The sequence below is a fragment of the Kytococcus schroeteri genome (assembly GCF_042433515.1).
GTDB lineage: Bacteria > Actinomycetota > Actinomycetes > Actinomycetales > Dermatophilaceae > Kytococcus > Kytococcus schroeteri.
Genome location: NZ_JBHLVH010000013.1, coordinates 266,459 through 290,483 on the forward strand (window position 1 = coordinate 266,459; position 24,025 = coordinate 290,483).

A 24,025-nucleotide genomic window follows, 5' to 3' on the forward strand; every position below is an offset into this window, starting at 1 on the left:
CCACCCCGGAGGGAGCACGGATGGCCACCACCCTCCGTCGCCGCCGCGCGCGACGCCGGACCAGCAGCGCCGCACCGGGCCACCCGGTGCGGCGCGCGCGGGTCATGCTCGTGGCGGCCGCCTTCGTGCTCACCCTCTTCGTCGGCCAGCTGTTCCGCCTCCAGGCCCTGGACGGGCCGGCGCTGGCGCAGACGGCCCTGTCCTCGCGCATGGTCACCGAGCGCGTCCCGGCCCTCCGGGGGTCGGTCGTGGACGACGGCGGCACCGTGCTGGCACGCAGCGTGCCCACCCGCCACGTCACCGCCGACCCGGAGCTGCTGCGCAACTACGACGGCAGCCCGAAGCGCGGCATCGCCCCCGGCTCGAAGGGCGCCGCCGAGGCCCTGGCCCGGGAGCTCGGGCTCGACCAGGCGGAGGCGCGCGAGCTGCGCCGCGCCATCGACGAGGCGCCGGGCCGCTTCCTCTACGTGGCCAAGGACGTCACCCCCTCGGACTGGCGCGCCGTCGACGACCTGCGCCTGCCGGGCGTGCGGTCCGAGCCCTCCAGCGTGCGCACCTACCCGCTCGGCTCCACCTCCGCGCCCCTCATCGGCTGGGTGAACTCCCAGCAGGTCGGGTCCGGTGGCGTCGAGGCGATGCAGGAGAAGACGCTCGCCGGCACCCCGGGCACCCTGGCCTACCAGCGGTCGGCCGCCGGGGGACGCATCGCGACCACGGCGATGGACATCAGCGAGGCCCAGCCCGGCCGCGACGTGCAGCTGACCATCGACTCCGACATCCAGTTCAAGGCCGAGCAGCTGCTGGCCGAGCAGGTGCGGAAGATGGGCGGCATCTCCGGCACGGCCATCGTGCAGCGCACCGACGGTGACGTGCTGGCCGCCGCGTCCTACCCGGGATTCGACCCCACGGGCCGTGTCAAGGACCCCACCGAGCGCAACAACCCGATCTTCACCGAGGTGTTCGAGCCCGGCTCCACCGGCAAGGTCGTCACCGCCTCGGCGGCCCTGGAGGAGGGCCTCGTGGCGCCGGAGACCAAGCTCGTGGTGCCCAACCGGCTGCCGCGCTCGGACAAGAAGTTCAAGGACTCCCACGACTACGGCACCCGCTACCTGACCTTCGCCGGCGTGCTGGCCACCTCGTCCAACATCGGCACGATCATGGCCGGCGAGGAGCTGGGGCGCGACCGCCTGCACGACTACCTGAGCGCCTTCGGCATGGGGCGCTCCTCCGGCCTGGGCTTCCCCGGTGAGTCCGCCGGCATCCTCGCGCCGCCGGAGAAGTGGAGCGACACGCAGTACTACACGGCGATGTTCGGACAGGGCGTCTCCGGCACGGCCATCCAGCAGAACACCGTCTTCCAGACCCTCGCCAACGGCGGGGTGCGCGTGGCGCCGCGCCTGGTGCGTGCCACCCGGGAGCAGGACGGGCCGTGGGAGGAGACACCGAAGGACGCCGGCGAGCGCGTGGTGAGCCAGCGCACCGCCGACGAGATGACCCGCATGCTCACCGCGGTGCCCACCCAGGAGGGCACCGCCCCGCAGGCCGCCGTGCCCGGCTACGCCGTGGCGGGCAAGACCTCCACCGCCCAGCGCTACGACCCCGAGAAGGGTCGCTACGACGGCGTGACCGCCTCCTTCGCCGGGTACGCCCCCGCCGACGACCCGCAGCTGGTGGTCTCGGTGACCGTGCAGAAGCCCGAGGTCGCGCCCTGGGGTGGCGTGGTGGCCGGCCCCGTCTTCTCCGACCTCATGGGCTTCGCCCTGCGCCACGAGGGGGTGGCCCCCTCGGCCGAGCGGGCCGAGCACCCGCCGCTGACCTTCGACCCCCGCGAGCTGGTGGAGCGCGCGCCCAGGGGTGGCGACGGCGGCTCGTCCGGCGCCACGCCCTCCGACGCCCCCTCGACCGGTACCACCCCCTCCCCGGGTGCACCCGCCACCGGCTCGGGGGAGAATGCACCGACCGCCCCCTCCGACCCCCAGGAGCAGACCCCGTGATCCCGCTGACCTCCCGACAGCTCGCGCAGGTCGTCGACGGAACGCTGGTGGGCGATGCCGACCGCGTCGTCGACGGCGGCGTGGTCACCGACTCCCGCCTCGCCGGCCCGGGGTCGCTGTACGTGGCCCGGCGGGGGGAGAACGCCGACGGGCACGACTTCGTGGAGGGCGCCCTGGCCCACGGGGCGGTGCTGACCCTCGCCGAGCGCGAGGTGCCCGGCGACCACGTGCTCGTGGCCGACACCCAGGAGGCCTTCGTGCGCCTCGCCCGGTGGATGGTGGACGAGCTGCCCGACCTGCAGGTGGTGGCCGTCACCGGCTCCTCCGGCAAGACCTCCACCAAGGACCTGCTCGGCCAGGTGCTCGCCGAGGCGGGGGAGACCATCGCCCCCATCGAGTCGTACAACTCCGAGGTGGGCGTGCCGCTCACCGTCTGCCGGCTCGAGCCCACCACGCAGTACCTCGTGGCCGAGATGGGTGCCTCCGGGCCCGGCCACATCGCGTACCTGACCGCCGTCGTGCCGCCCCGGGTGGGCATCGTGCTCAACGTGGGCTCGGCCCACATCGGGGGCTTCGGGTCCCAGCAGGGCATCGCCGACACCAAGGCCGCCATCGTGGAGGACCTGCCCGCCGACGGCCTGGCCGTGCTCAACGCCGACGACCCGCTGGTGGCCGCGATGGCGCAGCGCGTCCGCTCCGGTGCCGTGCAGACCTTCTCCCTGGACCCCGAGCGCGCGGCCGCCGACGAGTCGGTGACCGCCTGGGCCGAGGGGCTCGAGCTCGACGAGGCCGGCCGGGCCCGCTTCACCGTCGCGCTGCGCCCCGCAGCGGGCGACCCGCAGGCCGTGGAGCGCCACGCCGTGCACCTGCGCGTCCGCGGGGCCCACATGGCCGCCAACGCGCTGGCCGTGCTGCTGGCCGTGCGCCACGTGGGCGTGCCCGTGGCCGATGCCGTGGCCGCCCTGGGCCGTGCCGAGGCCGTGAGCCGTTGGCGCATGGAGGTCACCGACCGCCCCGACGGCGTGATGGTCATCAACGACGGCTACAACGCCAACCCGGAGTCGATGCGGGCCGCCCTCACCGCCCTGGGTGACATGGCCCACGGCCGCCGCACCTGGGCCGTGCTGGCCGGCATGCTCGAGCTGGGGGAGGCCTCCGAGGCCCGCCACCGCGAGCTGGGGCGCGCGGCGGCCGAGCGCGGCATCGACGTGGTGGTGGTCGTGGGCGACACGGCCCGCCCGGTTGCCGACGGAGTCCACGACTTCACCGCCGACACAGGGCAGGATGGCCCCGAGGTCGTCATCGCCACGGATTCGCAGGAGGCTCGCACCATGCTGGAGGAACGACTGCGTCCCGGGGACGTCGTGTTGTTCAAGTCCTCCCGTGACTCCGGCATGCGCGTGCTGGGCGACCAGGTGGCGGGGGTCGTCGCGTGATCGGCGTCGTCGTCGGCGCCGGGGTGGCCCTGCTGGTCGTGCTGCTGGGCATGCCCACCTTCATCCGCTACCTGCAGGCCAAGCGCTACGGCCAGTACATCCGTGACGACGGGCCCACCTCGCACAACGTCAAGCTGGGCACGCCCACCATGGGCGGCTTCGTCATCCTCGCCGGCGTGGTGGCCGGCTGGGCGTCGGCCCACCTCGCCCTGTGGGAACTGCCCACCTGGTCGAGCTGGCTCATCATGCTGCTGATGCTGGGCATCGGCGCCGTGGGCTTCCTCGACGACTTCACCAAGATCGCCCGCAAGCACAACCTCGGCCTCACGGCCAAGCAGAAGCTGCTCGGGCAGTTCGGCGTGGCCACCGCCTTCGCCGTGCTGGCCCTCACCCGCGAGGACCAGTTCGGCCAGACCCCGGCCAGCACCGCCATCTCGTGGGCGCGCGACACCCCGCTGGACCTCGCGGGCCTCGGCGGCGTGGTCGGCGCGGTGCTCTTCGTGCTCTGGGCCAACCTCGTCATCGGCGGCATGTCCAACGGCACCAACCTCACCGACGGGCTCGACGGCCTGCTCACGGGCCTGGCCGCCATCGTCTTCGCCGCCTACACGCTCATCACCTTCTTCCAGTTCTCGCAGCACTGCGGCACGCACGCCATCGAGGGCTGCTACGAGGTGCGCGACCCGCTGGACCTGGCGATCATCTGCGCGAGCATCGCCGGCGCCTGCATCGGCTTCCTGTGGTGGAACGCCTCCCCGGCCAAGATCTTCATGGGCGACACCGGGTCGCTGGCCATCGGCGCCGCGCTGGCCGGCGTGGCCATCCTGAGCCGCACCGAGCTGCTCGTCGTGGTGCTCGGCGGCGTGTTCGTCATGGAGACGCTCTCGGTGATGATCCAGGTGACCTCGTTCAAGTCCACCGGCAAGCGCGTGTTCAAGATGACCCCCATCCACCACCACTTCGAGCTGCTGGGGTGGCCGGAGGTCAACGTCGTGATCCGCTTCTGGATCCTCGGCGGACTGTTCGTCGGCGCCGGACTGGCGCTCTTCTACACCGATTGGCTGGTGCGCTGATGCCGCGGCTGGTGCCGACCGAGACGGACTTCACCAGCCCGGAGCCGCGCGGTGGTTCCCTGACCAGCCGGGAGGCCGACTGGTCCGGGCTGCGCGTGCTCGTGGTGGGGCTGGGGCTCAGCGGGTTCGCTGCCGCCGACGCGCTGCTCGAGCAGGGTGCGTCCGTGCTCGCCGTGGAGGGCCAGGAGCCCGCCGAGGGGAGCGATCTCGCCGAGCGGGTGCGGCTGCTGGAGATCCTCGGGGCCGAGCTGGCCACCGGTGAGGCGGGCCGGCCGTGGTTCGCCCGGGGCGGGGGTGCCCAGGAGGCCTGCGCCGCGATGCTGGAGCAGGCCGGCACCGAGGTGGTCGTCACCTCGCCGGGCCTGCGCCCGGACACCCCACTGCTGGCCGCGGCCCGCGCTGCCGGTCTGCCGGTGTGGAGCGAGGTGGAGCTCGCCTGGCGGATGCGCCCCGCCGAGGGTGCCGCCCCGTGGCTGTGCGTCACCGGCACCAACGGCAAGACCACCGTGGTGCGCATGCTCACCGCCATGCTGCGGGCCAACGGTGAGGAGGCCGTGGCCGCCGGCAACGTGGGCAAGCCCATCATGGAGGCCATCCTCGACCCGACGCGCCACGGCGCCATCGCGGTGGAGCTCAGCAGCTTCCAGCTGCACCACACGTGGACGGTCTCCCCGCAGGCCTCGGTGGTGCTCAACATCGCCCCCGACCACGTGGACTGGCACGGCTCGCTGGAGGCCTACGCCGGCGACAAGGGCCGCATCCACCACAACACGCAGGTGGCCGCGGTCTACAACGCCCAGGACGAGGTGACCCGCGCCCTGGTGGAGCAGGCCGACGTGGTGGAGGGCTGCCGTGCGGTGGCCTTCTCCGTGGGCACCCCCGGGCTCAGCGAGCTGGGCCTGGTGGAGGACGTGATGGCCGACCGCGCCTTCACCGCCGACCGCGCCACCACCGCCCTGGAGCTGGGCACCCTGGAGGACCTCACCCGCGACGGCGTGCCGCCGGCCCCGCACCTGGTGGCCAACGCGCTGGCCGCCGCAGCCCTGGCCCGCGCCCACGGTGTGCCGCCGGCCGCCGTCCGGGAGGGGCTGCGCGCCTTCCGCGCCGACCCGCACCGCATGGAGACCGTGCTCGTGGCCGAGGGCGTCACCTGGGTGGACGACTCCAAGGCCACCAACCCGCACGCCGCCGCCGCGGCGCTCACGGCCTCGTCCAGCATCGTCTGGGTGGCCGGGGGAGACCTCAAGGGTGCCGACGTGGACGGGCTGGTGGCCGACGTGGCCGACCGTCTCAAGGCCGTGGTGGTGCTGGGCAAGGACGCCGACGCCGTCGCCGGCGCCGTGGCCCGCCACGCCCCGCAGGTGCCGGTGGACCGGGTGACCGGCACCGAGCCGGAGCAGGCCATGGCCGATGCGGTGTCCGCCGCCTCCGCGCGCGCCGGAGTCGGCGACCTCGTGCTGCTCTCGCCCGCCGCGGCCTCCATCGACATGTTCTCCGACTACGGCCAGCGCGGCGACCTGTTCGCCCGCGAGGTGCGCCGCCTGCACGGCGGGGACGGGCAGGTCCCCCTCGATGGCTGAGGGCGCCCACCCGTTCGACGCGGGGCGCCGCCAGGCCCTCAAGGAGTGGCTCGACCGTCCCGTGACCGTGGCCCGCCTGGCCGTGCTGGCACCGCTGGCGCTGCTCGTCATCGGCCTGGTGATGGTGTTCTCCGCCTCGTCGGTGTCGGCCTACACCGAGAGCGGGTCGGTCTACGCCGAGCTCGTCAAGCAGGCCACCTTCGCCGGCCTCGGACTGGTGGGGGCCACCGTGCTCGCGCTGCTGCCCGTGGCCTGGCTCCGCCGCCTGGCCTTCCCGGCCCTGGTGGGCACGGGGGCCCTGCAGGTACTGGTGTTCACGCCGCTGGGCGTGGCGGCCAAGGGCAACCGCAACTGGATCATGATCGGCGGCCAGACGATGCAGCCCTCGGAGCTGCTCAAGCTTGGGCTGGTGCTCGGCGGTGCCTTCCTGCTCGCCCACAAGGTGCCCCGCCTGCGCGAGCTGCTCCACCTCGTGGTGCCCTTCGTGGTGCCGGTGGTGGCGGGCTGCCTGGGGCTGGTGCTCGCCGGCCGCGACCTCGGGTCCGCGCTGGTGCTGCTGGCCATCGCGGTGGGCATGCTGTGGGTGGCCGGGGTGTCCCTGGTGTGGATGGGGGGAGGCCTCGCCGCGGCCGCCCTGCTGGCGGTGGTCCTCGCGGTCACCTCGCCCAACCGCATGGCCCGCATCGCGGTGTGGCTCAACGACTGCTCCAGCGCCCAGCAGGAGAACTGCTACCAGAAGGTGCACGGCGAGTACGCCCTGGCCGACGGCGGCTGGTGGGGCGTCGGTCTGGGGGCCAGCCGCGAGAAGTGGTTCTACCTGCCCGAGCCGCACAACGACTTCATCTTCGCCGTCATCGGTGAGGAGCTGGGCATGCTCGGTGCCTGCCTGGTGATCGGGCTGTTCGCCGTCATCGGGTACGTCTGCTACCGCGTCATCGCCGGCACGCGCGACACCTTCGTGCGCATCGCGACGGCCGGCATCATGGCCTGGCTGCTCGGCCAGGCGATGGTGAACATCGGCTCGGTCATCGGCCTGCTGCCCATCATCGGGGTGCCGCTGCCGCTGGTCTCCTCCGGTGGCTCGGCGCTCGTGGCGGCGCTCTGCGCAGTGGGGGTGCTCGTGGCCTTCGCCCGCGACCAGGTGCCGGGCGCCCGCCGCCTCGGTGCCCCGGCCCGCCGCGGCCCCGGCGGGCCGGCCGCGCGTCGTCCCGCCCCGGCCCGGGCCGCGGCGTCGGCCTCCTCCCGCCGGTCCACGCCGCGCCGTGCCCCGCGCGGTACCCCGGCGCGCCCCGGGCGCCGCACCGCGCCGGGCACCCGGTCGGTGCGCGGCCCACGGCGCCGGCCCTGAAAGACTCGTCCCGGTACACCCCGCCGGGCCCCGTGGCCCGGTCCGTCAGCTGCTCCAGGAGGCACCCCATGACCCCTGTGACCTCGGTCGTCCTCGCCGGTGGCGGGTCGGCGGGCCACGTCTCGCCGCTCGTCGCCACCGCCGACGCGCTGCGTCGGCACCACCCGGACGTGCGCATCACCTGCGTCGGCACTGCCGAGGGCCTGGAGGCCCGGCTCGTGCCCGAGCGGGGGTACACGCTGCGCACCATCCCCAAGGTGCCCTTCCCACGTCGCCCCGGGGTTGCGATGCTGCGTCTGCCCGGTGCGCTGAAGGCCGCGGTCGACGCCGCGGGCCGGGTCATCGACGAGGCCGGCGCCCAGGTGGTGGTCGGCTTCGGCGGGTACGTCTCCACGCCGGTCTACCTCGCGGCGCGCAACCGGCGGGTGCCCATCGTCATCCACGAGCAGAACTCCGTGCCCGGACTGGCCAACAAGCTGGGGGCGCGCCTGACGCCCTACGTGGCCACCACCTTCAGCCAGACCCGCCTGCGCGGCTCGCGCCTGCTGGGCATGCCGCTGCGGGCGGAGATCACGGGCCTGGACCGCGCGGCCTCCCGGGCCGAGGCGCTGGCGGAGTTCGGCCTGGCCGACCACCGGCCCACCGTGCTGGTGACCGGCGGCTCGCTGGGAGCGGCGCAGCTCAACGAGTCCTTCGCCTCCTCGGCCGACGCGCTGCTGTCCGCCGGCGTGCAGGTGCTGCACCTCACCGGTGCGGGCAAGGTGCCGGCCGCGCTGGCCGACCGCCCCGTGGCCGCCGACGGCCCGCGCTACGTGGTGCGCGAGTACTGCGACCGCATGGACCTGGCCTACGCCGCGGCCGACCTGGTGGTCTGCCGGGCCGGGGCCAACACGGTCACCGAGGTGACCACCGTGGGCCTGCCCGCGGTGTACGTGCCGCTGCCCATCGGCAACGGGGAGCAGCGCCGCAACGCCACGGACGTGGTGAACGAGGGCGGCGGTGTGGTGGTGGACAACGACGCCGTGACGCCGCAGTGGGTCACCGGCGAGCTCACCCGCCTGGCCCTGGACGCCCCGCGCCTGGAGGCGATGGCACGTGCCGCGGCCTCGCTCGGGTCGGCCACCGCCGCCGACGACATGGTGCGCCTGGTCGAGGAGGCCGTGCGATGAGCCTGCAGGACACCGCCGGAGACACGGGTCTCCCGGCGGGAGGCACCGTGGCCGGCGTGCCCACCCGCTTCGACTTCCGCGCCGAGCTGCCCTCGCTCGACCGGTGGCGCCGCATCCACCTGCTCAACGTGGCCGGCTCGGGGGTCTCGCGCGTGGCGCGGCTGCTCGCCGCGCGCGGGGTGCAGGTGAGCGGCTCGGACCCGGCCGACCTGCCGGTCATGGCCGCCCTCCGGGCCGACGGCATCGACGCGCAGGTGGGCTGGGACCCGGCCCGCCTGGAGGGCGTGGGCGCCGTCGTGGTCTCCAGCGCCACCAAGGAGGACGTGCCGGAGCTCGCCGAGGCACGTCGTCGCGGCCTGCCGGTGCTCCACCAGGCGCAGGCGCTGGCCCTCGCCACGCAGGGGCGGCGCCGGGTGGTGGTGGCCGGGGCCAACGGCAAGACCTCCACCTCGGCGATGGTGGCCTGGACGCTGCGTTCGGTGGGCACCGACTGCGGGTACGCGGTGGGCGCCGACCTCGTGGACAGCGGCCGCAACGCGGCGGTCGGCACCGCGCCGGAGTTCGTCATCGAGGGGGACGAGTCCGATGGCTCCTTCCTCGGCTACCGGCCCGAGGTGGCGGTGCTCACCAACGTGCGCCCGGACCACCTCGACCTCTACGGCGACTTCGAGACCGTGCAGCGGGCCTACGACGAGTTCCTCGACACCGTCCCCGACGGCGGGGTGCTCGTGGCCTGCGCCGATGACCCCGGTGCGCGGGCCGCGGCGGACCGGCAGCGGGGACGCCTGCGCGTGCTCACCTACGGCTTCGAGGGGGACGGCACCACCGTGCCGGACCTGCACCTCGTGGACCCCTCGCACCGGGGGATGGCCTGGGAGTCCACGCTGCGAGACGGGATCTCGGGTCGAACCCTTGATCTGAGGGTGAAGGTTCCCGGGTTGCACAACCTGCTCAACGCGACGGCCGCCTACGCCGTGGCCGTGCACGCCACGCTCGAGGCCCCTGAGGGTGGGGCTGGACCCGAGGTCGAGGCTGCTGCCCTGGCGGGTCTGGCGGGCTTCGCCGGGGCCAAGCGACGCTTCCAGGTGCGTGGAGAGGCCGATGGCGTCCTCGTGGTGGACGACTACGCCCACAACGCGGACAAGGTGGATGCGGTGGTCCGCACCGGTGCGGCGCTGGCCCACGAGGCCGGCCACCGGGTGCTCGTGGCCTTCCAGCCCCACCTGTACTCCCGCACCCGCGACTTCGCCGCGGGCTTCGCCGCCGGGCTGGACGCCGCCGACGAGGTGCTCCTGCTGCCGGTGTTCGGCGCCCGGGAGGAGCCCCTGGAGGGCGTGACGAGCGCGCTCGTGGGCGACCGGCTCACCACCTCGTGGCGCGCGGTCGACTCGCTCGAGGAGCTGCCCCAGGCCGTGGCCGCGCTGGCCCGCCCCGGGGACCTCGTGCTCCTCGTGGGGGCCGGCAGCATCACCACCGCCGGGGAGGGCGTGCTCACCGCCCTGCAGCAGCGCCGGTGAGCCGCCCCGGTACGCGCCAGCGTCGGGTGGTGCGCCCCGAGCCCGGTGCCCGCCAGCGGTCCCCCCTGTGGTGGGTGGTGCCGCTCGTGTTGGCCGTCCTGCTGGCGCTCGGGGCCTGGGTGGCCTACGGCTCGGGCTGGTGGGTGGTGCGCGAGGTGCGCGTGCAGGTGGACGCGCCGCAGAGCACGGCCCCGTGGGCCGAGGAGGTCGCCTCGGCCCAAGAGGTCCAGCGCGCCTCGGGCCTGCGCTCGGGGGACCGCGTCGTGGACCTGCCGCGGGAGCGGGCCCAGCGGTCGGTGGAGGAGCTGCCCGGGGTGGACTCCGCCGAGGTGGGGCGCGGCCTCACCGGCACCGTGCGCATCACGGTGCACCTCGAGGAGGCCGTGGCCCGGACCTCCTCCGGTGGTGACCAGGTGGTGCTCGACGCCGACGGCCGGGAGATCGCGCGCCTGTCCGGCGACGGGGGCGAGGACGCCGCGGCGCTGCCCGAGGTGGTGCCGGCCCCCGGGGTCCCCGCGGGGGAGCGCGCCGAGGCGCTGGCCCGGTCGCTGCCGACCCTGCACCTGCTCTCGGGCGAGACCCGCGACCAGGTGCGGGAGTACCGGGTGGCCCCCGAGGGGCTGTCCACGGTGCTGCCCGACAGCTACCTCGTGCGCTGGGGCCACGTCACCGACGCCGCCGACCTGGCCACCCGGGAGAAGGCCGTGCGGGCGCTGCTGGCCGAGCAGCCGCCCGCGCCCGGGGCCACGCTGGACGCCACGGCAGCGGGCTCCGTCGTGGTCACCGAGTGACCGGGTGCGAGGTGCAGCGGAGGCGTGACCCTCAACTGCACCATGAGAGTGGCACGAGACCGGGTCGCGACATACTGTGACGCCATCACCCGGGGACGGGTGTCGACCGCGTACAGTGCTCCGCACGGTGTTCGACGACCCACGTCCCGTGCGGTGGGGAGTACCTCACCGTGAAGTAGAAGGTTGATCCGCTCCGCCGGTCCGGATCTCCGTCCACCCGGTAGCCGCCGCGGCGCCCGACTCAGGAAAGGCCACACCTCCATGGCAAACCCGCAGAACTACCTCGCCGTGATCAAGGTCGTCGGTATCGGCGGCGGTGGTGTCAACGCCATCAACCGGATGATCGAGGTGGGTCTCAAGGGCGTCGAGTTCATCGCCGTCAACACCGACGCGCAGGCGCTGCTCATGAGCGACGCCGACGTGAAGCTCGACGTGGGCCGTGAGCTGACCCGTGGACTGGGTGCCGGCGCCGACCCGGAGGTGGGTCGCCAGGCCGCCGAGGACCACGCCGACGAGATCGAGGAGGTCCTCAAGGGGGCCGACATGGTCTTCGTGACCGCCGGTGAGGGTGGTGGCACCGGCACCGGTGGCGCCCCGGTCGTGGCCCGCATCGCCCGCTCGCTGGGTGCCCTGACCATCGGTGTGGTCACCCGCCCGTTCACCTTCGAGGGTCGTCGTCGCGCCAACCAGGCCGAGTCCGGCATCGGTGCGCTGCGCGAGGAGGTCGACACCCTCATCGTCATCCCCAACGACCGCCTGCTGTCCATCAGCGACAAGGGCGTCACCATGCTCGACGCCTTCCGCAGCGCCGACCAGGTGCTGCTCTCCGGCGTGCAGGGCATCACCGACCTCATCACCACCCCGGGCCTCATCAACCTCGACTTCGCCGACGTGAAGTCCGTGATGCAGGGCGCTGGCTCGGCGCTCATGGGCATCGGCTCGGCCCGCGGCGAGGACCGTGCGGTCGAGGCCGCCGAGCTGGCCATCTCCAGCCCGCTGCTCGAGGCCTCCATCGACGGCGCCCACGGCGTGCTGCTCTCGGTGCAGGGTGGCTCCGACCTCGGCCTGTTCGAGATCAACGAGGCCGCCCGCCTGGTGCAGGAGGCCGCCCACCCCGAGGCCAACGTCATCTTCGGAACCGTCATCGACGACTCCCTGGGCGACGAGGTGCGTGTCACCGTCATCGCCGCCGGGTTCGACGGCGGCGAGCCCACCCCGCGCGAGGACGCCACCAACGGCAACGCCGGCCGCGTGGCCCAGCCCGCGCAGGGTGCTGCCGGTGCCGGTGGCCACCTGGGGGCCGGCTTCGGCGGGACCCCGCGCCCGGCGCAGCGCCCGCAGGCCGCCGCGCCGCAGCAGCGCCAGGCCGCCCAGCGCACCGCGGCCGCGCCGCAGAAGCCGGCGCAGCAGCGTCCGGCCGCGCAGCCCAAGCCGCGCCAGTCCGACCTGGACGTGCCCGACTTCCTCAAGTGAGCGACGCGGGGCCCGTCCCCGCCCGCCGGCCGACCACAGGGGCCGCTCCCGCACCGGGAGCGGCCCCTGTGACGTGCGGTGGGCACAATGGCCCCGACCCCAGCCGCCCCCCGAGAAGGAGACGCCGTGACCGCGTTCCGCAGCCCGGCCCGCCCGGCACCCCTGGCGCCGGCCCCCGTGTGGTGGCAGGAGTCGCTGCCCCCGGCCGACGACCTGTGGGGGGTGGAGTGGCTGTTCACCCGCCGCGCGGTGGACCACTTCCCGGGCGAGGGCGCGATGGCCGGGTTCAACCTCGGTGACCACGTGGGCGACGACGCCGGACGCGTCACCGCCCACCGCCGCTCGGTGGCCCGCGGCCTGGGCGTGGGGCTGGAGGACCTGCACTGGATGCACCAGGTGCACGGGGCGCGGGTGCGCGTGGTGGACGCCGAGTCCACCGCCCACGTGCCGGCCGGGTCGCACGTGCTGCCGGAGTCCGACGGACTCGTGGTGGACGCCGCGGGGCGCCTGGCCGCCGGCATCGAGCCGGGGGCGGCGATGGTGGTCGTGGCCGACTGCACGCCGGTGCTGCTGGTGGACCGCGAGCGGGGGCTGGCCGCCGCGGCCCACGCCGGCCGCCCCGGGATGCTGGCCGGCGTGGTGACCCGCACGGTGGAGACCCTCCGCGAGCGTGGCGCCGACCGCCTGGAGGCCGTGGTGGGTCCGTCGGTGTGCGGCCGCTGCTACGAGGTGCCCGAGGAGATGCGCGCCGATGCGCTGGGGACCGAGCCGGTGTCCGCGGCGCGGACCGCCTGGGGGACCCCCAGCATCGACGTGGCCACCGGCGTGGTGGAGCAGCTGGCGCGCGCCGGGGTGCACCTGCGCGAGTGGGTCCACGGGTGCACGATGGAGGAGCACGACCTGTTCAGCCACCGCCGCGACCGCGGCACCGGGCGCCTGGCCGGCGCGGTGCGGCTCGTGGCACCGACCCACCAGGAGGGCGCGTGAGCACCGACCACCACGGCACCGGCCACCCCGACGAGCGCACAGCCGAGCTCGCCGCCGGGCTGGAGGCGACCCGCGACCGCATCGCGGCGGCCTGTCGCGACGCCCGTCGCGACCCCTCGGAGGTGACGCTCGTGGTGGTCACCAAGTTCTTCGGCGCCGACGACGTGGCGCGCCTGGCGCGGCTGGGCGTGCGCGACATCGGGGAGAACCGCGACCAGGAGGCCAGCGCCAAGGCGGCCGAGTGGCCCACGCTGCTGACCGAGGACGAACGCTTCCTGGCCGAGCAGGTGCGTACGCACTTCATCGGCCAGCTGCAGAGCCGCAAGGCGGGGTCCGTGGCGGGCTACGCCGACCTCGTGCACTCGGTGGACCGCCCCAAGGTGGTGGGGGCCCTGGACCGCGCCGCCCAGCGCCACGAGCGGCGGCTGGGTGTCTGCGTCCAGGTTGACCTCGCCCCGCTCCTGGAGGGAGCCGAGGAGGATGCCGGCCGCGGGGGAGTGCACCCCGGGGAGCTGCTGGCCCTGTGCCAGCAGGTGGCCGAGGCCGAGGCGCTGGACCTGTGCGGGTTGATGACGGTGGCGCCCCCCTCGGTGGAGCCGGCCGTGGCCTTCGAGGCGTTGGCGGGCCTCCACCAGGAGGTGCTGGCCGAGCACCCCGGCGCCGCGATGCTGTCGGCCGGCATGAGCGGCGACCTCGAGGCAGCGGTGGCCGCCGGGGCGACACACGTGAGGGTGGGGTCGGCAATCATGGGGGCCCGTCCGGCGCTGGGCTAGCCTTGGCCCGCGCGTCGGCGTGCCCGGTGGTGCCGGTGCCCGTGCCCCCCCGGGGTGGGGTGCAGGTCGGCGCCCGGACCACCCACCCGATGCCCGTCACGACCCGCCGGGAGCTAGGAGCGAGACATGGCCGGTGTCTTCAACAGGACGATGGAGCTGCTGGGCTTCGCCGAGATCGACGAGCGCGACCGCTACGACGACTACGACCGCTACGACGAGGACGCCGTGGAGGTCGACGAGCGCGACGCCCGCCGGGAGGGTTCGGGCGCGCACGCCCTGGGTGACGAGCCCGATCCCGAGCGCCGCAGCCGTCCCGAGGCGCGCCCCGTCGCGGCCGTCCCGGACCGTCGTGAGCACGCCCCGTCCCCGGCCCGTCCCGAGTCCCGTCGCACCGCAGGAGTTCCCATGGGTGGCATCCACCGCATCACCACCATCCACCCGGCCACGTTCAACGAGGCCAAGCTGATCGGCGAGAGCTTCCGTGAGGGCGTGCCGGTCATCATGAACCTCACCGACCTCTCCGACGGGGACGCCAAGCGCCTCGTGGACTTCGCCGCCGGCCTGGTCTTCGGCCTGTACGGCTCCATCGACCGCATCACCAACAAGGTGTTCCTGCTCTCCCCGGAGGGCGTCTCCTCCGAGGGCGGCCAGGGCGACCCGACCGCCCAGTCCTGACCGTGGCGGTCGTGCTGGCGCTGGTGCACCTGGCGCTCTTCCTGTTCCTCTGGGCGCTGCTGCTGCGGATGGTGTTCGACTGGGTCGGCTCGTTCGCCCCGTCCTGGCGCCCGTCGGGTCCGGTGCTGGTGCTGGCCGAGGGGGTCTTCACCCTCACCGACCCGCCGCTCAAGGCGCTGCGTCGCGCCATCCCGCCGCTGAACCTGGGACAGATCCAGCTGGACCTGGGCTTCCTCGTGCTCGCGCTGGGCACCATGCTCCTGCTCAACCTGGTGAACCCGCTGGCCTTCCTCTGAGGAGGTGGGCGCCCCCGGGTGCCCGTCCACACGCGCCCCGTCGACCCTCGGTCGGCGGGGCGTCGTCGTGGCAGACTCGCCGGGAAGTCGACCCCTCAGGAGGACGAGCATGGCCCTCAACCCCGACGACCTGTTCGAGCGCGAGTTCGAGGAGACGCGTCTGCGCCCCGGCTACGACAAGGCGCAGGTGAACGAGTTCCTCGACGGCGTGCAGGCCGAGCTGCGTCGACTCATCACGGAGAACGAGGCGCTGCGCGACAAGGTGTACGAGCAGGGGGGTGCGCCCGCCTTCGCGGGGGGCTGGGAGGGCCCGGTGGAGGCCGCGCAGCCGGGCGGGACCGCCTGGGGCGAGGGCATGGGGTCCGCCGAGATGGCCGATGACGGGTTCGTTCCGGCGGGTGCCGGGGCGGGGTTGGGCTCGCCGGAGGCGGCGCGCCAGGAGGCCGACCAGCGGGTGATGGCCGCCATGCACGCCGCGGAGACCGCGGAGTTCGAGGCGCACCACCGCATCCAGGCCGTGCGGCAGGAGCAGCAGCGGGCCGAGGCCGAGCTGGAGCGGGTGAAGCAGCGGGTGGCCGGGCTGGCGGCTGCCGCCGACCGGGTGGAGCGGGCCGGCGACGAGGGGGCCGCCGCGGGCGACCTGCTGCGGGCCGCGCAGCGTCTGCACGACGAGCACGTGTGGGCCGCCGAGGAGTCCGCCCGGGAGCGCGAGCAGCACACCACCGGGCGGCTGGAGGCCCTGGAGGTGCGCATCACCGACGCCCGCCAGCGGCTGCGTGAGGCCGAGGCGATGCTGCGGGACCGCGCCCAGGAGTTCGCGGACTGGGCGGCCGAGCAGCGCCGTCACCTGGCCGCCCCGTCGACCCCGGAGCCGACCCCCGCGCCCGCGCCCGCGCCGTCCGAGGTGGCGTCCTCGGGGCCGGTCGAGGGCGTCGACGAGGCCCCGGTGGAGGGGCGTCCGGCCTCCGCGCCGCGCGTCACGGGGGCCAGTTCCCTCTGGGGCTGAGGTCGGTTCGCGTCCCCGGTGAACGCGCGCCGAACACGAGGTGACGATTTGGGCACGATCCGGTGAGGGGTTTGGCCCACCCGCTGCTGCGGCCTATGGTTCCCGCAATCGTTCCGGGAACGGAGCGCCGAGCACGGGTACCAGGGCCGCAGGCGACGCCCCTCGCGAGGGGTCTGCCGGATCGGTTCGGCCCGCCGAACCGAGGAGATGCGGTGGCGACGACGACCGCGAGCACGAAGACGCCGACGAAGAAGGCGACCGCCAAGAAGGCGACGGCGAAGAAGGCCGGCGCCAAGGCCACCAAGGACCCGGCGGCCGCGAAGGCCGAGGGGGCCTCGAAGAAGGCGACGGCGAAGAAGGCGACCGCCACGAAGGCCGCCGGCAAGAAGGCCGCCGGCAAGAAGTCCACGGCCAAGGCCGACGCCAAGAAGGCTGCCAAGAAGGCTGCCGAGAAGAAGTCCCCCGCCACCAAGGCCACGGCGAAGAAGACCACCGCGAAGAAGGCACCGGCCAAGAAGTCCACCGTCGGCGAGCGCCTCACGGGTCGCAAGGCGGCCAAGGCCAAGGAGCTCGTGGTCGGCCAGGCCGAGGAGCCCTGGTCGAAGGCCGAGCTGGCCGAGGTGCGCACCGAGCTCGAGTCCGAGCTCGCCCGCCTCACCCAGGAGCTGGAGATCGCCGAGAGCGACCTCTACGAGCTCGTGAGCAGCAGCCAGGGCTCGCAGGGCGACGAGGCCGACGCCGGGTCGTTCAGCAGCGAGCGCCAGCACGAGATGTCGCTGGCCGAGAACTCCCGCTCCATGCTCCTGCAGACCACCACGGCGCTGGGGCGCATCGCCGACGGCACCTACGGCCGGTGCGAGAACTGCGACCAGGCCATCGGCAAGATGCGGCTCCAGGCCTTCCCGCGTGCGACCCTGTGCATGCCATGCAAGCAGCACCAGGAGCGACGCTGAACGCGTCCCACACCCAGACCACTCGTCCGACGACCCGCCGCGGGGGCTTCCTGCCCCTCGTGGCGGGTCTCGCCGCGCTGTGGGTGGTCCTCGACCAGGCCACCAAGCAGTGGGCCCTCAGCGGCCTCGAGCGCGGCGTCACCCGACCCCTCCTGGGGGAGCTGCTGCAGCTTCGGCTGGTGTTCAACCCCGGCGCGGCGTTCAGCCTCGGCACCGGCACCACGTGGGTGTTCACGGTGCTGGCCACGCTGGTCACCGGCGCCATCCTGTGGTTCAGCACGCGGGTGGTGAGCCCGCTGTGGGCCCTCGCGCTGGGCCTCGTGGCCGGCGGCGCGGCGGGCAACCTGGTGGACCGCCTCGTCCGGGCGCCCGGCGTGGGGCGCGGCCACGTGGTGGACTTCCTGATGCTGCCGCACTGGCCGATCTTCAACGTGGCCGACATCGGCGTCACCTGCGGTGCGGCCCTCATCGTGCTGCAGGCCCTGCGTGGCGTGGAGCCCACCGCGCAGGCCGACGAGACCGAGGCGACGACCCGCGCCGACCAGGAGGAGCGAGCATGAGCGACACCCGCACCGTGGTGGTCCCCGACGGGCTGGACGGCGAGCGCGTCGACGCCGGGCTCTCCCGGCTGCTGGGACTTTCCCGCAACCGGGTGGCCGACGTGGCCGCCGAGGGCGGCGTGGTCATGGGCTCCAAGGCCCTGGGCAAGGGTGACCGGCTGCTGGCCGGCGAGCTGGTGACGGTGACCCTCCCGGCCGAGAACCAGGCGCAGCCCGTGCTGCCGAGCACCGAGCCGATCCCCGGCATGCGGGTCGTGCACGAGGACACCGAGATCATCGTGGTGGACAAGCCGGCCGGCGTGGCCGCGCACCCGTCGGTGGGCTGGAAGGGCCCGGACGTCGTGGGTGGGCTGGCCGCGGAGGGCTACCGCATCAGCACCTCGGGCGCCGCCGAGCGCCAGGGCATCGTGCAGCGCCTGGACGTGGGCACCTCCGGGCTCATGGTGGTGGCCAAGTCCGAGCGTGCCTACACGGTACTCAAGCAGGCCTTCCGCGACCGGACGGTCGAGAAGACCTACCACACGGTGGTCCAGGGCCTGCCGGACCCGTTGAGCGGCACCATCGACGCCCCCATCGGCCGCCACCCGGGGCACGACTACCGGTTCGCCGTCATGTCCACCGGGCGCCCCAGCATCACGCACTACGAGCTGCTCGAGGCACACCGCGCGGCCTCCCTGCTGGAGGTGCACCTGGAGACCGGGCGCACCCACCAGATCCGCGTGCACTTCTCCGCGATGGGCCACCCCTGCGCGGGTGACCCCACCTACGGGGCCGACCCGACCCTGGCCAAGCGGCTCGGGCTGGAGCGCCAGTGGCTGCACGCCGTGGAGCTGGGCTTCACCCACCCCGGCTCGGGGGAGTGGGTCACCTTCACCAGCGAGTACCCCGACGACCTGCAGGCGGCCATCGACCAGCTCCGCGGCTGAGTCGCGCCCGCCGCCCCCCCCTGAGGGGGAGAGCTCCCACCGGCGCTGCAGCGTCTACTGCTCGGGACGAGCGGCACCGTCAGGAGGTGCGCCGGGACGGGAGAGCGCCGATGCGATGGGTGTGGGCACGACGGGTCGTGGGTCTGGGGGCGGTGGTCGGTCTGGTGGCCGGGTGCAGCGGAGAGGGGTCCCAGGAGGAGACCACGTCGCTGCCCCCGTGGTCGGTGGCCGTGGTCGAGACCTCCCTGGACGCCGATGGGGGGCACCCACACGGTCAGGTGGTGCTGGTGGACGATGCCGGGGACGTGGTCGCCGAGCACCCCACTGCGGGTCTGGAGAACGCCGACGCCGTGGTCGCAGGCGACCAGCTCGTGGTGCCCGCCCGGCAGCAGGAGGTGCTGCTCCCCGTGGCAGGTGGGGCTCCCGGGGTGGGTGACCTGCCGCCCTCCGACGAGGACGAGGTGGGCGGAGTCACCGTCACCGGTGTCGGTGACACGACCCTGGTGCTGAAGAACGCCGGCACCCGGTCCGGAGGCCGGGGGTACGCGTTCACGGGCAGTGTGATCGATCCCGAGGGGATTGACGCCCGGGTGGAGGTCGACGGGTACGTGGTGGGGGCATGGTCCTGCGGCAAGGACTACCGGGTTCTCGTCGACGACGACGGAGCCAGTGACTCCGCGGCGCAGCACCTGACCGAGCTGCGCATCGACACCGACGGGGGAGTCCAGGAGGTGGGCCGTTCCGTCCTGCGCGGCAGGTACCTGCAGGGGGCCACGACGGTGCAGTGGGTGTGCCACCGGGGCCGGGGCACGGGTCTGGCCGGCTTCGCCTCCGCGGGGTCGGGTGAGGAGCTGCGGGTGGTGACCTCGGTCCGGGGTGACGTGAGGACGGTGCCGATGACGGGGGACCGGGCCGTCCGTCGGAGGATGGGGGTGCTGGACCTGGCCCGGTGGGGTGACCAGCTGGTCTGGGTCACCCACGACGGGGTCGTCGCCGCGGCCTCGGCGGACGGTTCCGACGCGCGGCGCATCGGGCGGTTCGTCGTGGACGAGCACCAGCGCGGCAGCGCCCACTTCTCGCTCGACCAGGGCTCCGCGCAGATGGCGGTCACCGAGCGTGAGCACCTGCTGCTGCGGTGGTTCGCGTTCGACGACCCCGAGCACGTGCACGAGCGGACGCTGGGCCACTCCGTGCCCGGTGACCTCGTCGTGACGGACGTCGTCCGGGCGCCCTCCGGCGCCTCGCCGGGGCGTTGAGCGGGCTCCCTCCGGGGGTCGTGGGACCGGTTCCCACGGCCCCCGGAGGCTGTCGGTGGCCGGTCGTAGGATGACCCGCGATGAGCGCACCCACCCCCACCTCCGGCACCGGTGAGAACTTCGTCCACCTGCACAACCACACCGAGTACTCGATGCTGGACGGTGCGGCCCGCATCGACGACATGTTCGCCACGGCCGACGAGATGGGCATGCCCGCCATCGCCACCACGGACCACGGCTCGGTGTTCGGTGCCTACGAGTTCTGGTCCAAGGCGCGCAAGTACCAGGCCAAGCCCATCATCGGAGTGGAGGCCTACGTCACCCCCGGCACGCACCGCACGGACAAGACCCGTGTGAAGTACGGCGACGGGGGGCGCAACGACGTCTCCGGATCCGGTGCGTACACCCACATGACCCTGTGGGCCGAGACCACCGAGGGCATGCACAACCTCTTCCGCGCCTCGTCGCTGGCCTCCATCGAGGGCTTCTACTTCAAGCCCCGCATGGACCGCGAGCTGCTGGAGCGCTACAGCAAGGGGCTCATCGCCACCACCGGCTGCCCCTCGGGCGAGGTGCAGACCCGGCTGCGCCTGGGGCAGTACTCCGAGGCCCTGCAGGCCGCCAGCGACCTGCGCGACATCTTCGGCCGCGACAACTACTTCTGCGAGCTCATGGACCACGGGCTCGACATCGAGCGGAACGTCCGTGCCGACCTGCTCAAGCTGGCCAAGGAGCTCGAGTTGCCGCTGGTGGCCACCAACGACCTGCACTACACCAAGAAGGAGGACGCCAAGGCCCACGGCGCCCTGCTGTGCGTGCAGTCCGGGTCGACCTTGATGGACCCCAACCGGTTCAAGTTCGACAGCGACGAGTTCTACATCAAGTCCGCCGCGGAGATGCGCCACCTGTGGCGCGAGCTGCCCGAGGCGTGCGACAACACCCTGCTCATCGCCGAACGGTGCAATGTCGAGTTCACCGAGGGGGAGGGCCGGTACATGCCGCGCTTCCCCTGCCCCGACGGCCACGACGAGACGTCCTGGTTCATCCACGAGGTGCAGACCGGCCTGAAGCGCCGCTTCGGCGACACCGTGCCCGACTACGCCCTGAAGCAGGCGGAGTACGAGCAGGAGGTCATCATCGGCAAGGGGTACCCCGGGTACTTCCTCGTGGTGGCCGACTTCATCAACTGGGCCAAGGACAACGGCATTCGCGTGGGTCCGGGGCGTGGCAGTGGTGCCGGCTCGATGTGCGCCTACGCCATGGGCATCACGGACCTGGACCCGGTGCCGCACGGCCTGATCTTCGAGCGCTTCCTCAACCCCGAGCGTCAGTCGATGCCGGACTTCGACGTCGACTTCGACGAGCGCCGCCGCCCCGAGGTCATCAAGTACGTCACCGAGAAGTACGGCAGCGACCGCGTGGCCATGATCGTCACCTACGGCACCATCAAGGCCAAGCAGGCCCTCAAGGACGCCAGCCGCGTGATGGGCTTCCCGTTCGCCACCGGTGAGAAGCTCACCAAGGCCATGCCGCCGGCGGTGATGGGCAAGGACATCCCGCTCTCGGGCATCTTCGACGAGAAGCACCCCCGTTACGCCGAGGCCATCGACTTCCGCGAGCTGCACGCCAACGACCCCGAGGCCCGCGAGGTGTTCGACACCGCGGTCGGCCTGGAGGGCCTGAAGCGCCAGTGGGGCGTGCACGCCGCCGGCGTGATCATGGCCAGCGAGCCCCTCATCGACCTCATCCCGATCATGCGGCGCGAGGCCGACGGGCAGATCATCACGCAGTTCGACTACCCGTCCTGCGAGACGCTCGGCCTGGTCAAGATGGACTTCCTGGGGCTGCGCAATCTCACCATCCTCGACGACGCCATCAAGAACGTGGAGTCCAACCGGGGCGAGGAGATCGACCTCGACGCCCTGAGCAAGGACATGACCGACCCGGCGGCCTACAAGCTGCTGGCCCGGGGCGACACGCTCGGCGTCTTCCAGCTCGACGGCGGCGGCATGCGCTCGCTGCTGCGCCTCATGCAGCCGGACAACTTCGAGGACATCTCCGCCGCCCTCGCGCTCTACCGCCCCGGCCCCATGGGCGCCAACGCGCACACCAACTTCGCGCTGCGCAAGAACGGCAAGCAGCCGGTGGACTACATCCACCCCGAGCTCACCGAGGCGCTCGAGCCGATCCTGAAGATGACCTACGGCCTGATCATCTACCAGGAGCAGGTCATGGAGATCGCGCAGAAGCTGGCGGGCTACACGCTCGGCAACGCAGACCTGCTGCGTCGCGCCATGGGCAAGAAGAAGAAGGAGGTGCTCGACGCCGAGTACGTCAACTTCGAGGCCGGCATGCTCGACAACGGGTACTCCAAGGAGTCGGTCGAGACGCTCTGGGGCATCCTCCTGCCGTTCAGTGACTACGCGTTCAACAAGGCGCACACCGCCGCCTACGGCGTGGTGTCGTACTGGACCGCCTACCTCAAGGCCAACTACCGCGCCGAGTACATGGCCGCGCTGCTCACCAGCGTGCGCGACGACAAGGACAAGTCCGCCCTGTACCTGGGCGAGTGCCGCCGCATGGGCATCAAGGTGCTGCCGCCGGACGTCAACGAGTCCATCGGCCAGTTCGCCGCCGTGGGGGAGGACATCCGCTTCGGTCTGGAGGCCATCCGCAACGTGGGCGGCAACGTGGTGAAGGCCATCATCGCCACCCGTGAGGAGAAAGGGCGGTTCACCTCCTTCGAGGACTTCCTGCGCAAGTGCCCGGCGGTGGTGTGCAACAAGCGCACCATCGACTCCCTCATCAAGGCCGGTGCGTTCGACGACCTCGGCCACCAGCGCCAGGCCCTGGCGAGCGTGCACGAGGCCTACGTGGACGCCCTGGTGGGGGAGAAGAAGGAGCAGGAGCGCGGTCAGGAGTCGCTCTTCGCCGCGCTCATGGGCGAGTCCGACGAGGGCGGGTCCAGCGGGCTGGGCGGCATGCCGGCCATCCCGGACATGGAGTGGGACAAGCAGACCCTCCTGGCCTTCGAGCGCGACATGCTGGGTCTGTACGTCTCGGACCACCCGCTGTTCGGCATCGAGCACGCGCTGAGCCGGGCGGCGGACTGCACCATCGCGGTGCTCAACTCCGAGGACGGCAAGCCCGACGGTGCGGAGGTCACCATCGCCGGGCTCATCACCCAGGTGGTCACCAAGCGCAACAAGCGTGGCGAGCTGTGGGCCATCGCCACCGTGGAGGACCTCGAGGGGTCGGTGGAGTGCCTATTCTTCGCGCGTACCTACATGACCGTCTCCACGATGCTCACGCAGGACGTGGTGTGCGTGGTCACCGGTCGCGTGAAGCGTGGTGAGGACGGGGTGTCGATCTTCGCCAGCGACCTGCGGCTGCCGGACCTGGACGACGGGCCCCGCGGTCCGGTGATGATCCACATGGCCATGAACCAGACCACCGATGCGGTGGTGAACAGGCTGCGCACCGTGCTCTCGGAGCACCCCGGGCCCACGGAGGTGCAGATCCACCTCACCCAGCCCGGGCGCCGGGTGGTGATGCGGGTGGAGGACAGCCTGCGCGTGGAGGCGTCGAACTCGCTGTTCGGTGACCTCAAGCAGCTGCTGGGGCCGAACTGTCTGGCGGTGGGTTGAGCGGGGCGCGCCGCCGCCTCTGCAGGCTGCCGCCGTGGTCGCCGCGCCTCAGACCGACCCCTCGCGCTCGACCACGAGGATGCGTGCGGCTCCGCGCGGGTGGGCCACGTGCTCGTCGCCCTCCTCGGCGATGCAGATGCGCCCCGGGGTGAGCAGCTCCACCTCCTCGCGGCCGTCCGCGCGGTAGTGCATGTCCACCGCGCCGTCGAGCACCACGAACACCTCGACGCCGTCGTTGACGTGCCAGACGTAGGGCTCGTCGGTCCAGTGGAGGCGGACCGAGGCGCCGTCGACGGTGGCCAGGTCGAGGGCGCCCCAGGGGCGGTCGGCGGTGTGGTCGGTGGCGGTCACGAAGCGCATGGGGTCCTCTCCGGGTGGGGTGTGGCTGCCGTCGCGACCCTAGCGAGAGGGACGGACCCGGTCGGTGTCCACAGGGTGGGTGGTGGTGCGGGCGCGGGCGTCAGGTCGTTCACATGTTCGATGGTGGGGTTGCATTAGGTCGGTTGTGTGTACTAGTGTGGGGGTAGGTGGTTGGACAGGGGGTTCGACCAGTGGTTGGCCATCG

Annotated in this window: 20 protein-coding genes; 19 read left to right on the forward strand and 1 reads right to left on the reverse strand. The window is 73.1% G+C overall.

Annotation, left to right across the window (positions count from 1 at the left end):
* Nucleotides 1-20 precede the first annotated feature (20 nt).
* The 19 genes from ACFFHC_RS06965 (at nucleotide 21) to dnaE (ending at nucleotide 23,460) form a co-directional block, all read left to right on the forward strand.
* Entirely contained in the window at nucleotides 21-1,994 is a 1,974-nt protein-coding gene (locus ACFFHC_RS06965; RefSeq protein ID WP_379804102.1) for a peptidoglycan D,D-transpeptidase FtsI family protein, read from the forward strand.
* Nucleotides 1,991-3,430 (forward strand): UDP-N-acetylmuramoyl-tripeptide--D-alanyl-D-alanine ligase, encoded by a 1,440-nt coding sequence (locus ACFFHC_RS06970; protein WP_101849702.1) that lies wholly within the window; start codon nucleotides 1,991-1,993, stop codon nucleotides 3,428-3,430. Before ACFFHC_RS06965 ends, ACFFHC_RS06970 begins: the two co-directional genes overlap by 4 nt.
* A complete protein-coding gene (gene mraY, locus ACFFHC_RS06975) occupies nucleotides 3,427-4,503 on the forward strand; it encodes a phospho-N-acetylmuramoyl-pentapeptide-transferase (RefSeq protein ID WP_070703191.1) in 1,077 nt (358 codons plus the stop codon). Before ACFFHC_RS06970 ends, mraY begins: the two co-directional genes overlap by 4 nt.
* Nucleotides 4,503-6,083: a UDP-N-acetylmuramoyl-L-alanine--D-glutamate ligase gene (murD, locus tag ACFFHC_RS06980; protein WP_101849703.1), complete on the forward strand. Its 1,581-nt coding sequence runs from the start codon at nucleotides 4,503-4,505 to the stop codon at nucleotides 6,081-6,083. Before mraY ends, murD begins: the two co-directional genes overlap by 1 nt.
* A complete protein-coding gene (gene ftsW / locus ACFFHC_RS06985; protein ID WP_141494765.1) occupies nucleotides 6,076-7,431 on the forward strand; it encodes a putative lipid II flippase FtsW in 1,356 nt (451 codons plus the stop codon). Before murD ends, ftsW begins: the two co-directional genes overlap by 8 nt.
* Before the next feature lie 68 nt (nucleotides 7,432-7,499).
* The gene (gene murG, locus ACFFHC_RS06990; protein ID WP_070704956.1) at nucleotides 7,500-8,600 is read left to right on the forward strand and encodes an undecaprenyldiphospho-muramoylpentapeptide beta-N-acetylglucosaminyltransferase; all 1,101 of its coding nucleotides are present in this window, start codon (nucleotides 7,500-7,502) and stop codon (nucleotides 8,598-8,600) included.
* Nucleotides 8,597-10,117 carry a UDP-N-acetylmuramate--L-alanine ligase gene (gene murC / locus ACFFHC_RS06995; protein ID WP_141494766.1) on the forward strand — a complete coding sequence of 507 codons (1,521 nt, stop codon included), beginning with the start codon at nucleotides 8,597-8,599 and terminating at the stop codon, nucleotides 10,115-10,117. Before murG ends, murC begins: the two co-directional genes overlap by 4 nt.
* Nucleotides 10,114-10,908 carry a cell division protein FtsQ/DivIB gene (locus ACFFHC_RS07000; protein ID WP_101850106.1) on the forward strand — a complete coding sequence of 265 codons (795 nt, stop codon included), beginning with the start codon at nucleotides 10,114-10,116 and terminating at the stop codon, nucleotides 10,906-10,908. The genes murC and ACFFHC_RS07000 overlap by 4 nt, the downstream gene beginning before the upstream one ends.
* Before the next feature lie 261 nt (nucleotides 10,909-11,169).
* Nucleotides 11,170-12,381, forward strand: coding sequence for a cell division protein FtsZ (gene ftsZ, locus ACFFHC_RS07005; protein ID WP_101850105.1), 1,212 nt, complete (start codon nucleotides 11,170-11,172; stop codon nucleotides 12,379-12,381).
* A gap of 126 nt (nucleotides 12,382-12,507) precedes the next feature.
* Nucleotides 12,508-13,368 carry a purine nucleoside phosphorylase YfiH/LACC1 family protein gene (locus tag ACFFHC_RS07010; RefSeq protein ID WP_379804112.1) on the forward strand — a complete coding sequence of 287 codons (861 nt, stop codon included), beginning with the start codon at nucleotides 12,508-12,510 and terminating at the stop codon, nucleotides 13,366-13,368.
* Complete coding sequence (locus tag ACFFHC_RS07015; RefSeq protein ID WP_070705479.1) at nucleotides 13,365-14,141, forward strand: YggS family pyridoxal phosphate-dependent enzyme; 777 nt, start codon at nucleotides 13,365-13,367, stop codon at nucleotides 14,139-14,141. The genes ACFFHC_RS07010 and ACFFHC_RS07015 overlap by 4 nt, the downstream gene beginning before the upstream one ends.
* A gap of 126 nt (nucleotides 14,142-14,267) precedes the next feature.
* The gene (locus ACFFHC_RS07020) at nucleotides 14,268-14,816 is read left to right on the forward strand and encodes a cell division protein SepF (RefSeq protein WP_070705480.1); all 549 of its coding nucleotides are present in this window, start codon (nucleotides 14,268-14,270) and stop codon (nucleotides 14,814-14,816) included.
* Between the two features lie 2 nt (nucleotides 14,817-14,818).
* A complete protein-coding gene (locus ACFFHC_RS07025) occupies nucleotides 14,819-15,112 on the forward strand; it encodes a YggT family protein (RefSeq protein WP_070705481.1) in 294 nt (97 codons plus the stop codon).
* Nucleotides 15,113-15,221: 109 nt separating this feature from the next.
* Nucleotides 15,222-16,118, forward strand: coding sequence for a DivIVA domain-containing protein (locus tag ACFFHC_RS07030; RefSeq protein WP_101850102.1), 897 nt, complete (start codon nucleotides 15,222-15,224; stop codon nucleotides 16,116-16,118).
* Between the two features lie 212 nt (nucleotides 16,119-16,330).
* Nucleotides 16,331-17,071 carry a TraR/DksA family transcriptional regulator gene (locus tag ACFFHC_RS07035; protein WP_238138230.1) on the forward strand — a complete coding sequence of 247 codons (741 nt, stop codon included), beginning with the start codon at nucleotides 16,331-16,333 and terminating at the stop codon, nucleotides 17,069-17,071.
* Between the two features lie 59 nt (nucleotides 17,072-17,130).
* A complete protein-coding gene (gene lspA, locus ACFFHC_RS07040) occupies nucleotides 17,131-17,631 on the forward strand; it encodes a signal peptidase II (RefSeq protein ID WP_237769719.1) in 501 nt (166 codons plus the stop codon).
* Nucleotides 17,628-18,557, forward strand: a complete 930-nt coding sequence (locus ACFFHC_RS07045) for an RluA family pseudouridine synthase (RefSeq protein ID WP_070703905.1) — start codon at nucleotides 17,628-17,630, stop codon at nucleotides 18,555-18,557. Before lspA ends, ACFFHC_RS07045 begins: the two co-directional genes overlap by 4 nt.
* 110 nt (nucleotides 18,558-18,667) lie before the next feature.
* Nucleotides 18,668-19,813 carry a hypothetical protein gene (locus ACFFHC_RS07050; protein WP_379804122.1) on the forward strand — a complete coding sequence of 382 codons (1,146 nt, stop codon included), beginning with the start codon at nucleotides 18,668-18,670 and terminating at the stop codon, nucleotides 19,811-19,813.
* A gap of 80 nt (nucleotides 19,814-19,893) precedes the next feature.
* Nucleotides 19,894-23,460: a DNA polymerase III subunit alpha gene (gene dnaE, locus ACFFHC_RS07055; RefSeq protein ID WP_101850099.1), complete on the forward strand. Its 3,567-nt coding sequence runs from the start codon at nucleotides 19,894-19,896 to the stop codon at nucleotides 23,458-23,460.
* Between the two features lie 48 nt (nucleotides 23,461-23,508).
* Here dnaE and ACFFHC_RS07060 read toward each other — a convergent pair whose 3' ends face one another.
* The gene (locus tag ACFFHC_RS07060; protein WP_070703898.1) at nucleotides 23,509-23,820 is read right to left on the reverse strand and encodes a cupin domain-containing protein; all 312 of its coding nucleotides are present in this window, start codon (nucleotides 23,818-23,820) and stop codon (nucleotides 23,509-23,511) included.
* Nucleotides 23,821-24,025 lie beyond the last annotated feature (205 nt).